Source organism: Clostridium sp. CM037 (assembly GCF_055081095.1).
This window is the reverse complement of sequence record NZ_CM143650.1, coordinates 3,914,830-3,926,257: the sequence shown is the minus strand read 5'-3', so window position 1 is coordinate 3,926,257 and position 11,428 is coordinate 3,914,830. Positions and strand designations below refer to the sequence as shown.

At 33.6% G+C, this 11,428-nt stretch carries 9 protein-coding genes; 6 read left to right on the top strand and 3 right to left on the bottom strand.

Annotated features, from left to right (window positions below):
* Positions 1-70: 70 nt before the first annotated feature.
* Positions 71-1,417 carry a TIGR00366 family protein gene (locus tag ACWJKP_RS18805; protein ID WP_165412582.1) on the bottom strand — a complete coding sequence of 449 codons (1,347 nt, stop codon included), beginning with the start codon at positions 1,415-1,417 and terminating at the stop codon, positions 71-73.
* 172 nt (positions 1,418-1,589) lie between these two features.
* Positions 1,590-2,939, bottom strand: coding sequence for a TIGR00366 family protein (locus tag ACWJKP_RS18800; protein ID WP_165412581.1), 1,350 nt, complete (start codon positions 2,937-2,939; stop codon positions 1,590-1,592).
* A gap of 268 nt (positions 2,940-3,207) precedes the next feature.
* Between ACWJKP_RS18800 and ACWJKP_RS18795 the strand changes: the two genes are divergently transcribed.
* Positions 3,208-4,479: a M14 family metallopeptidase gene (locus ACWJKP_RS18795; RefSeq protein ID WP_165412580.1), complete on the top strand. Its 1,272-nt coding sequence runs from the start codon at positions 3,208-3,210 to the stop codon at positions 4,477-4,479.
* A gap of 61 nt (positions 4,480-4,540) precedes the next feature.
* Here ACWJKP_RS18795 and abc-f read toward each other — a convergent pair whose 3' ends face one another.
* Complete coding sequence (gene abc-f / locus ACWJKP_RS18790; protein WP_165412579.1) at positions 4,541-6,466, bottom strand: ribosomal protection-like ABC-F family protein; 1,926 nt, start codon at positions 6,464-6,466, stop codon at positions 4,541-4,543.
* 281 nt (positions 6,467-6,747) lie between these two features.
* Between abc-f and ACWJKP_RS18785 the strand changes: the two genes are divergently transcribed.
* From ACWJKP_RS18785 to ACWJKP_RS18765, 5 genes are all read left to right on the top strand, one after another.
* A complete protein-coding gene (locus ACWJKP_RS18785) occupies positions 6,748-7,386 on the top strand; it encodes a redox-sensing transcriptional repressor Rex (RefSeq protein WP_165412578.1) in 639 nt (212 codons plus the stop codon).
* A 193-nt stretch (positions 7,387-7,579) separates the two neighbouring features.
* On the top strand, positions 7,580-8,359 hold the full coding sequence (locus ACWJKP_RS18780) for a short-chain-enoyl-CoA hydratase (protein WP_165412577.1): 780 nt from the start codon (positions 7,580-7,582) through the stop codon (positions 8,357-8,359).
* Positions 8,360-8,441: 82 nt separating this feature from the next.
* On the top strand, positions 8,442-9,581 hold the full coding sequence (locus tag ACWJKP_RS18775; protein ID WP_165412576.1) for an acyl-CoA dehydrogenase: 1,140 nt from the start codon (positions 8,442-8,444) through the stop codon (positions 9,579-9,581).
* Between the two features lie 14 nt (positions 9,582-9,595).
* Positions 9,596-10,378, top strand: coding sequence for an electron transfer flavoprotein subunit beta/FixA family protein (locus ACWJKP_RS18770; protein ID WP_165412575.1), 783 nt, complete (start codon positions 9,596-9,598; stop codon positions 10,376-10,378).
* 20 nt (positions 10,379-10,398) lie between these two features.
* A complete protein-coding gene (locus ACWJKP_RS18765) occupies positions 10,399-11,406 on the top strand; it encodes an electron transfer flavoprotein subunit alpha/FixB family protein (protein WP_165412574.1) in 1,008 nt (335 codons plus the stop codon).
* The last annotated feature ends 22 nt before the right edge of the window (positions 11,407-11,428 follow it).

Genomic DNA, 11,428 nt, shown 5'->3' with positions numbered 1-11,428 from the left:
GGGTACAGCTTTAAATGATTTATTAAATCATTTAAAGCTGTACCCCCTTAATTGTTATAATAAAAACTTCCTAGAAAAGGAATAATCCTAACCCAATAATAATACCTGAGTATAATAAGTCAATTACACAAAAACCCATTACGTCCTTAGCGTTAAGTCCAGCAATTCCAAGAGCAGGTAATGCCCAAAAAGGTTGAATCATATTAGTCCATGCATCTCCCCAAGCAATAGCCATAGCAGTTTTCGCAGCAGGTACGCCTAAAGCTGCACCAGCGGGCATCATAATAGGAGCTTGAACAGCCCATTGACCACCGCCAGATGGTATAAAGAAGTTAACAAGTCCTGCACTTAAAAAGGTGAATAGTGGAAAGGTATGTTGATTAGATATACTAACGAAAGAAGTAGACATAACACCTGCAAGAGAAATTCCAGCAGCACTTGTACCTACCATCATTCCCATAATACCTGCATAGAATGGGAATTGAAGTATAATTCCAGCAGCGCCTTTGGCGGCGTCTGTAATTGCATTAACAAATCTTCTAGGAGTTCCATGAAGAGCAACTCCTAGGAACAAGAAAATGGCATTAACTATGTTTAGATCGAGGCTACCACCTTTAACAAAATAGTAAACAATATAACTAAAGCCCATAATTGCTAATAACATTGAGATAAGAGTGCTGTTTTCAAGTTTATCAGCAGGAGTCATTGCTTCTTTAGCTATTATAACTACTGGTTCCTCAACCAAAAGTTTTGTATCTATAGTAACAGTATGATCCGTGTCAGGATGCATAGCTTTGTTTATAAGAGGCAATGTTATTAATAGTACAGCTAATATAATTAAATTGTAACCTGAAAACAATGTTGCACTAGTTGGTATAGGGGAAGTAATAACGCCCGCAGTAGCTTTTACAACTTCAGGACCACCCGAAGCAACTACTAGTGGGATAGAACCAGAAAGGCCAGCGTGCCATACTAAAAAGCCTGAATAAGCAGAAGCTATTAAAAGCCTATAATCTACCCCTTTAACTTCTTTAGCTAATTCCTTAGCGAAAATAGCCCCAATAACTAAACCAAAGCCCCAGTTAATCCAACAAGCTATAGTAGAAATAAGTGTAACCAAAATAATTGCTTGACTCGGTGATTTAGGTATTTTTGCAAGGGTCTTAAGACCTTTTTTAAAAGATGGTGCATTGGCGAGAGCATGGCCTGTAACTAATACCAATGCCATTTGCATTGAAAAAGCAAGTAATGTCCACAAACCTTTGCTCCAGTGAATAGTCATAGCCAAAGGACTTTGTCCAGTAAGAACTATGCCTAAAATTAATACAAAGAATGTTAAAAGTACAGCAAATATGAATGGGTCTGGTAAATATTTTTGGACAAGATTAACACAACCATTTGTAAATCTTTTGAACATTTTGATTCCTCCTTATTAACTATATAAATTTAAGGTGCTCCTATATAATAATATTCTATATTATGCAAAAAAAGTACCTGTAGATCAGACGCTTTTATCAAAGTGTCCGATCTACAGGTATCGATATAAACTTAAAATAACTTTTAATCAGTTTGAGACAGTCCCTTAGCTATTATGATATAAACATTAGCCCTAGTCCAATAATAACACCTGAGTATAATAAGTCGATTATACAAAAGCCCATTACGTCCTTAGCACCGAGACCGGCAATTCCAAGAGCGGGTAATGCCCAGAAAGGTTGAATCATGTTAGTCCATGCATCTCCCCATGAAATAGCCATAGCAGTTTTTGCAGCAGGCACACCTAAAGCTGCACCAGCGGGCATCATAATGGGAGCTTGAACAGCCCATTGTCCACCACCAGATGGTACAAAGAAGTTAACAAGTCCTGCGCTTAGGAAAGTGAATAGAGGGAAGGTATGTTGATTAGATATACTAACAAAAGAAGTAGACATAACTCCTGCGAGAGAAATTCCACTAGCACTTGTACCAATCATCATACCCATAATACCCGCGTAGAATGGGAATTGAAGTATAATTCCAGCAGTTCCTTTAGCAGCGGATGTAATTGCGTTAACAAACCTTATAGGAGTTCCATGAAGAGCAATTCCTAGGAACAAGAAGATAGCATTAACAATATTTAAATCAAGACTACCACCTTTAACAAAATAATAAATAATATAACTAAAGCCCATAATTACTAATAACATTGAGATAATAGAGCTATTCTCAAGTTTATCAGCGGGAGTCATTTTTTCTTTAGCTATTATAATCATTGGTTCCTCCACCAAAAGCTTTGGATCTATAGTAATAGTATGTTCAGTGTCAGGATGCATAGCTTTGTTTATAAGAGGCAAGGTTACTAAAAGTATAGCTAATATAATTAGATTATAACCTGAAAACAATGTAGCGCTGGTTGGTATAGGTGAAGTAACAACACCTGCAGTAGCTTTTACTACCTCAGGACCACCTGTAGCAACTACTAGTGGTATAGAACCAGAAAGACCGGCATGCCATACTAAAAAGCCTGAATAAGCAGAAGCTATTAAAAGCCTATAATCTACGCCTTTAACTTCTTTAGCTAATTCCTTAGCAAAAATAGCTCCGATAACTAGACCAAAGCCCCAGTTAATCCAGCAAGCTATAGTAGAAATAATTGTAACAAGAATAATTGCTTGACTTGGTGATTTAGGGATTTTTGCAAGAATTTTAAGACCCTTTTTAAAAGATGGTGCATTGGCAAGCGCATGACCTGTAACTAATACTAGCGCCATTTGCATTGAAAAAGCGAGGAGCGTCCACAAACCCTTACTCCAGTGAATAGTCATAGCTAATGGTCCTTGACCAGTAAGCACCATCCCTAAAATTAATACTAGAAAGGTAAGGATTACAGCAAATATGAATGGGTCTGGTAAATACTTTTGGACAAGATTAACACAACCATTTGTAAATTTTTTAAACATTATTATTCCTCCTATTTTATTATGTGAAATTAATCTATACAAGAAAACATATTTATGATTTTTTGTGAATAAATATTAATATGTATGACAAAATTATACATGACATCATATAATAAGTCAAAAAAGGAGAAATATATTTTTATGAGTGAAAATTTGTATACAAAGGAGGAGGCAAAAAAATAGGTGTGGTATTTTATTCGTTAAAACCTGCAACATTTTTATAAAAATTCATATAATAGTATTATAGAAAAATTTAGGAGGGTAAAAGTTGCAAACCCTAAAAATAGGCTCAAGAGGAACATCGGTAATGGAAATACAAGCACTACTTAATAAATTAGGCTATGATGTGGGAGGAATAGACGGAATTTACGGAAATAAAACGGCACAGGCAGTATTGATGTTTCAAAGATATTTTGGCTTATCACCTACAGGCACAGTAAATGATGATACTTATAAACTTATGAATAGATTTTTAATGGGTTATGATACTTATAGAATTAGACCGGGTGATACAATATACCTTATAGCAAGTAAGTACTTTGTGACCGTAGAAAGTATAATTACTGCAAATCCTCAAATAAATCCTAACAACTTGCAAGTTGGAGAGGTGATCATAGTTCCATATTCATTAGATGTAGTTTATACAAATATTGATTACACTTATGATATTATGAAAAAAGATTTAGAAGGGCTAAAGGCTAGATACCCATTTATTGAAGTGGCTAGTGGCGGCAAGAGTGAGCTTGGAAAAGAACTTTATTATGTGAAACTCGGTAATGGACCCAATAAAGTTTTTTATAATGGATCTCATCATGCTATTGAATGGATAACTACTGTGCTTTTGATGAAGTTTATTGAAAACTTTTCTAAAGCCTATGCAACAGGTGAAAATATAGAAGGGTATAGTGCCTTAGATATCTGGAATAAAAGTACTATATACATTATGCCTATGGTAAATCCAGATGGGATTGACTTAGTGCTTAATGGCCTAGAGAGGAGTAACCCATACTACAATGATTTAATTAAGTGGAATAATGGGAGTTCTGATTTTTCTAAAACATGGAGTGCTAATATTCGCGGTGTAGACCTTAATCATAACTATGATGCTATGTGGCAAAAATCAAAGGACGCGGAAAAAAGTTATGGCGTATATGGACCGGGCCCTACAAGATATTCAGGTACTGCGCCAGAATCAGAATCAGAGTCTAAAGCGGTAGCAGATTTTACAAGAAAACATGGGTTTAGATTGGTAATAGCGTATCACACCCAAGGGGAAGTAATATACTGGGATTTTCAAAATTTGGCAAGTGCTGAGGCTAGAAAAATAGGAGAGATATTTTCCTCTTTAAGTGGTTATGAATTAGCAGAAACCTATGGAATCACAAGCTATGCAGGATATAAGGATTGGTTTATAGAAAAATATAGAAGGCCGGGTTATACCATTGAGGTCGGAATTGGAAAAAATCCTCTGCCAATAAGTCAGTTTAATAAAATTTATAAGGACAATATTAAAGTTTTATTAGAAGGGGCATTAATTTAGGTATCTAAAAGAAAAAGCTCTTAGACCACAAATGTTTGATTGTGTGCTAAGAGCCTTAATTTTAGTCCACTTCCGATATAAAGTCTTCCCAGTTTGCATAAAGAGTTTCAAGTTCGGTTTTAATACTAGAAATTTGATTATTTGTCTCAACACTCCGACTAGGACTTGAATAAATCTCTTCAAGGCAAAGATCACTATTTAATTTTTCTAATCGCTGTTCCGATAAGGTAATTTTATCTTCTAGGTCTTTTAAATCGATTTTCTTTTGTTTTTCTAGTTTTTGTTCATCTCTCTTCTTTCTTTTATCAAGATTAATTTGAGTTTTTGACATGCCGTCGTATGCTTCTTCTACTTGGAACCTTAGAGGGTTTTTCTTTTTTTCTATATAATAAGTATAATTACCTAAATACTCTTTAAGACCATCTTGTTTTAATTCAAGTATTTTAGTAATTACCTTGTTTAAGAAATACCTATCATGAGATATTACAAGAACAGTACCGTCATATCCAAGTATCGAGTCTTCTAAAGCTTCACGAGACATAATATCTAAGTGATTTGTTGGCTCATCTAATAGTAAAAAGTTAGATTTTGATAGCATTATTTTTAGAAGATTAATTCTACATCTTTCACCACCACTCAATGTGGATATACTTTTAAATACATCTTCTCCTATGAATAAAAATGCAGCTAATGCAGTACGTACTTCTGTGGTAGTAAGTTTAGGAAATTCATCCCAAACCTCATCTATTATAGTTTTTTCTGGATTCAAATTTGATTGTTCTTGGTCATAATATCCTACAAAAATATTTTTGCCCAATATTTTTATACCTGTATCACTTGAAATTTTATCCATTATAATATTTAAAAGAGTGGTTTTGCCACGACCATTTTCACCAATAAGAGCGAACTTTTCGGATCTTTTTATATCTAAATTTAAATTCTCAAACAAAAGATTGTCCCCAAATCGTTTTGATAAATTTTCTGCATGGAGAACGTCATTTCCGCTTTTAATTTCTGTTTCAAATTTGATTTTAGTTTCCCTAGGAGCTGTGTCGGGGGAATCAACACGGTCGAGTTTATCTAAGGATTTTTGTCTGCTCTCTGCAGCTCTTACACTTTTTTCTCTATTAAAGGATCTATATCTAGTTATGATGTCCTCTTGCCTTTTTATTTCTGAGCGTTGCAAATTGTATGCTTTTAATTGAACTTCATAATTTTTTTTCTTTAAATCAATAAAATTTGTATAATTTCCATTATAAGAATCTACATGACCGTTAGTAAGTTCAAAAGTTTTATTGGTAATAGCATCTAAAAAGAATCTATCATGGGATATTATAAAAATAGTTCCTTTATAAGATTTCAAATAATCTTCTAACCATTCTATAGCATCTAAGTCTAGGTGGTTAGTAGGTTCATCTAATAAAAGAATATCGGGATTTTTAAGTAATAATTTGCATAGTGCAACCCTAGTCTTTTGACCTCCACTTAGTATGTTTATTGGCTTATTATAATCTTCTTCCATAAAGCCAAGACCTTTGAGAACCTTACTAATTTCAGCTTTATATGTGTAGCCGCCCCTGTTATTGTAAAGTTCACAGATTAATGTATATTCTTTTATTATTCTATTATTATATTCTTCTTTGGAAGTATCATAAGGTTCATTCATTTTTGATTCTAGATTTTTAAGTCTTTTTTCGAGGCCTAATAGATTGTGGAATACTAAAAGAGTTTCTTCATATATAGTATTACTTAAAGTTAATTCAAGATTTTGAGATAGATAACCAACTTTTTTATTTTTATCTATAAATAGCTCACCATTATCATAATCCAATTGTGATGTGAGTATTTTAAAAAGCGTAGATTTACCTGCCCCATTAGCACCAATAAATCCAATCTTTTCACCTTCATTTATACTTAAAGTTATTTTATCTAAAATAACATCTATACCGTAACTTTTGTGAATATTCTTGCAACTTAAAACTATCATTGTTTTCACCTTCCCTGTTATGTAGTATTAAAAAAATTCAACTTAATTAGTTATAAATATTAATTAAAGTTGCTTCATATATTATTGTACTATTTATATTTAATTTTTTGTAGTAAAAAAGAAATATATATAGATTAATTTTTAATAATAGTATATATATATATATAATGGTAATAATTTCACAATAACTACTAAATTTATAGCAAAAGTAGTTTTAATTTATAATAGTGTGTTAGTATAGATAGTATGTAATTTATGATATTCGTAGAGGAGTGTATATTGTGGAAAGAAAAAAGAATATATCAATGGCAGTTATTAAAAGATTGCCTAAATACCATAGATATTTAAAAGAACTTTTAAGAAATGATGTAGATAGGATATCCTCGAAAGAATTGGGCGAAAAGATTGGGTTTACAGCATCTCAAATTAGACAAGACTTAAATTGTTTTGGAGATTTTGGACAACAGGGATACGGATATAATGTTAAAGAATTGTTGAATGAAATTAGTGGAATACTAGGACTCTCAAAAGAATATAAGATGGTAATAGTAGGCGCGGGGAATATCGGGCAAGCTATTGCCAATTATACTAATTTTGAAAAGCTATCATTTAACTTGGCGGGTATTTTTGATGTTAACCCAAAGCTTATAGGATTAAAAATTAGAGATGTTGAAGTAATAGACTTAGATGAATTAGCGCGTTTCCTTAAAGCGACACCAATAGATATTGGCGTAATATGTGTTCCACATATTAGTGCTCAAAAAGTTAGTGACATAATGGTAGCAAATGGGGTTAAAGGTATATGGAATTTTGCACCTGTGGATTTAGAGGTACCTGTAGAAACAATTGTGGAGAATGTCCATTTAAGTGAGAGCTTGCTAACACTTAGTTGTTTAATGAATGACAAATCATATTCATAAAATTTACAAAGTTTATAAAATTTATGAAATCAACAAGATTGATTTAAAAGATTATGAATATTTCTTGTTGAAATAATTACTATAAAGAGATATAATGTAATTGAGGCGAAGGGCTTCAATTACATTTAGGTTTATTTGTTATATTATTAACAAATATTTAATGAATGGATTAATTCGTAAGGAGTTGATTGTTATGGAATACAAGAATATTGTTCTTCAAAAAGAAGACAAAGTCGCAATACTTACAATTAGTAGACCAAAGGCTCTAAATGCATTAAATACAGAAACATTAAAAGAGCTAGATTTAGCAATAGATGAAATTGCTGAAGATGATAAAATCTACGCAGTGATCTTAACAGGAGAAGGGAAAGCTTTCGTAGCAGGGGCTGACATCACCGAAATGAAAGATCTTAATGTTATGGGTGGAAGGAAATTTGGAAATCTAGGGAATAAAGTTTTCAGAAAACTAGAAACTTTAGAAAAACCTATAATAGCTGCAGTAAACGGTTTTGCGCTAGGTGGAGGATGCGAACTTTCTATGGCTTGTGATATTAGAATCGCTTCTTCAAAAGCAAAATTTGGACAACCTGAGGTAGGTCTTGGAATAACTCCTGGCTTTGGAGGTACGCAAAGACTTCCTAGACTTGTAGGACTTGGAATGGCTAAAGAACTAATTTATACAGCAAAGATTATTAATGCGGAAGAGGCATTAAGAATTGGACTTGTAAATAAAGTAGTTGATCCAGAAAATTTATTATCAGAAGCTAAAGCACTAGCAAATACAATTGCAGGACAAGCACCTATTGCTGTAAGCTTTTGTAAGGCAGCAATCAATAAGGGAATACAAATAGATATAGATTCAGCGCTTTCATACGAGTCAGAGATATTCGGAGAATGTTATGCGACTGAAGATCAAAAAAATGGAATGACAGCATTTATTGAAAAAACAGAAAAATGCTTTAAAAATAAGTAATAAAAAGTATTCTGTAAAAAGAATAGGCAGATAACAATTAAAGATTATTATTTGTCTCAGAGAATAGTGAGGAGGAAAGTTCATGAATTTTGCATTGACAAAAGAACAAGAATTTGTAAAACAGATGGTAAGTGAGTTCGCATTAAACGAAGTTAAACCTTTAGCTGCGGAAATAGACGTGACAGAAAGATTTCCTAGCGAAACTGTAGAGAAAATGGCTAGATACCATATGATGGGTATCCCAATTGCTACTAAATACGGTGGAGCAGGCGGAAATAATGTATCATACATTATGGCTGTTGAAGAATTATCAAAAGCATGTGCAACTACAGGAGTTATACTATCAGCTCATACTTCATTATGTGCTGGCCCAATAGATGCTTTCGGTACAGAAGAACAAAAAATGAAATATTTAGTTCCACTTGCAAAAGGTGAAAAACTAGGAGCTTTTGGACTAACTGAACCTAATGCAGGAACAGATGCGTCAGGTCAACAAACTACAGCAACTTTAGATGGTGATAACTATATATTAAATGGTTCAAAAATATTTATCACAAACGGTGGAGTAGCAGATACATTTGTAGTTTTTGCAATGACTGATAAAACTAAGGGAACAAAAGGAATCACTGCTTTCATAGTTGAAAAAGAGTTTCCAGGATTCTCAATTGGTAAACACGAAGATAAATTAGGAATAAGAGCATCATCAACTACAGAACTTGTATTTGAAAACTGCATAGTTCCTAAAGAAAACATGCTTGGAAAAGAAGGAAGGGGGTTCGGTATCGCAATGAAAACCCTTGATGGAGGAAGAATCGGAGTAGCGGCTCAAGCCCTAGGAATTGCAGAAGGCGCACTCAATGAAGCTACTAAATACATGAAAGAAAGAAAACAATTTGGAAAACCACTTTCAGCATTCCAAGGTTTACAATGGATGGTTGCAGAACTTGATGTTAAAATTGAGGCTTCTAAACTTTTAATATATAAAGCAGCATGGAATAAAGATAATGGTTTACCATATACAGTAGAAGCTGCTAGAGCAAAATTATTTGCGTCAGAAACAGCTATGGAAGTTACAACTAAAGCTGTTCAAATCTTCGGAGGATATGGATATACTAAAGAATATCCATTAGAAAGAATGATGAGAGATGCTAAGATAACTGAGATATATGAAGGAACTTCAGAAGTTCAAAGAATGGTTATAGCTGGAAATTTATTAAAGTAGGAGGAGATTAAGGAATGAATATAGTTGTATGTTTAAAACAAGTTCCAGATACAAACGAAGTTAAAATAGATCCTAAAACAGGAACACTTATAAGAGAAGGCGTTCCATCAATAATAAATCCAGATGATAAAAATGCACTGGAAGAATCTTTAAGGTTAAAAGATGAACATGGTGCACATGTAACAGTAATAAGCATGGGACCCCCACAAGCAGAAAAAGCTTTGAGAGAAGCTTTAGCTATGGGAGCTGATGAAGCAATATTAGTATCTGACAGAGCATTCGCAGGAGCAGATACATTAGCTACATCTCATGCACTTGCAGCAACTTTAAAGAAATTAGATTATGACGTAGTATTTGCAGGTAGACAAGCTATAGACGGAGATACAGCGCAAGTTGGACCTGAAATAGCAGAACATTTAAATCTTGCCCAAATAACATATGTTGAAAAAGTCGATGTGATTGAGGGTGGATTAAAAGTTAGAAGAGCTTGGGAAGACGGATATGAAGATATAGAAGTTAAGACTCCTGTTCTTTTAACAGCAATAAAAGAGTTGAATGAGCCAAGATATATGAACATAAAAAGCATTTTTGAGATGTTCCAAAATAAGGAAGTAAAAGTTTGGAATGCAGCAGATATCGGAGCAGACATAGCTGTTCTCGGTCTTAAAGGTTCACCAACAAAGGTTAAAAAGTCTATGACTAAAGAAGCTAAGGGAAAAGGCGAATTAATACAATTACCAGCTAACGAAGCTGCTTTATATGTAGTTTCAAAATTAAAAGAAAATCACTTTATCTAAGAAGCAGGGAGGATTAAGTTATGAATATAGAAGAGTACAAGGGCGTATGGGTCTTTGCTGAGCAAAGAGACGGAGAACTTCAAAAGATTTCATTTGAACTTTTAGGTAAGGGACGTGAAATAGCAGATAAATTAGGAGAAGAATTAACAGCTGTATTACTTGGAGATAAAACAGATGATATGGTTAAAGAATTAGTAGCATATGGCGCTGACAAAGTAATAGTTGCTAGTCATCCATTATTGGGCCACTTTACAACTGATGCATATACAAAAGTAATATGTGATCTTGCAAATGAAAGAAAACCAGAAATTATATTTGTAGGAGCAAGTTATTTAGGAAGAGATTTAGGACCAAGAGTATCCGCAAGACTTTCAACAGGACTTACTGCTGATTGCACTTCATTAGATATAGATATAGAAAACAACAATCTAATGATGACAAGACCAGCATTTGGAGGAAACTTAATGGCTACAATAGTTTGTGGAGAACATAGACCACAAATGGCTACTATTAGACCAGGAGTTTTTGAAAAATTAGCTAGAGATGAAAAAAGAAGCTGCCCAGTTGAAAAAATAACTGTAAACTTAGAAGAATCAGATATCAGAACTAAAACAGTAGACGTTGTAAAAGTTGCTTCAGTTTTAGCGGATATCGGAGAAGCTAACATTATAGTATCTGGTGGTCGTGGAGTTGGAAGTAAAGAAAACTTCGCGTTACTTGAAAAACTGGCAGTTACCCTCGACGGAGTTGTTGGAGCATCAAGAGCTGCAGTTGAGAATGGTTGGATAGATAAAGCAGTTCAAGTAGGTCAAACAGGAAAAACTGTAAGACCAACTGTATACATAGCTTGCGGTATTTCAGGAGCAATTCAGCATTTAGCTGGTATGCAAGATTCTGATTTCATAATAGCTATAAACAAAGATGCAACAGCGCCAATCATGAAAGCTGCTGATGTAGCAATCGCTGGAGATTTCATAAAAGTTATTCCAGAAATGATAGCTCAGATTAATACATTAAGAAACAAATAATTAGATTTTAAAGTAGTATTTA

What these genes read in the sequence shown, in the direction of transcription:
- ACWJKP_RS18805 (WP_165412582.1), bottom strand. Translation starts at nt 1,417, where the DNA reads ATGTTCAAAAGATTTACAAATGGTTGTGTTAATCTTGTCCAAAAATAT.
- ACWJKP_RS18800 (WP_165412581.1), bottom strand. Translation starts at nt 2,939, where the DNA reads ATGTTTAAAAAATTTACAAATGGTTGTGTTAATCTTGTCCAAAAGTAT.
- abc-f (WP_165412579.1), bottom strand. Translation starts at nt 6,466, where the DNA reads ATGATAGTTTTAAGTTGCAAGAATATTCACAAAAGTTACGGTATAGAT.
- ACWJKP_RS18780 (WP_165412577.1), top strand. Translation starts at nt 7,580, where the DNA reads ATGGAATACAAGAATATTGTTCTTCAAAAAGAAGACAAAGTCGCAATA.
- ACWJKP_RS18775 (WP_165412576.1), top strand. Translation starts at nt 8,442, where the DNA reads ATGAATTTTGCATTGACAAAAGAACAAGAATTTGTAAAACAGATGGTA.
- ACWJKP_RS18770 (WP_165412575.1), top strand. Translation starts at nt 9,596, where the DNA reads ATGAATATAGTTGTATGTTTAAAACAAGTTCCAGATACAAACGAAGTT.
- ACWJKP_RS18765 (WP_165412574.1), top strand. Translation starts at nt 10,399, where the DNA reads ATGAATATAGAAGAGTACAAGGGCGTATGGGTCTTTGCTGAGCAAAGA.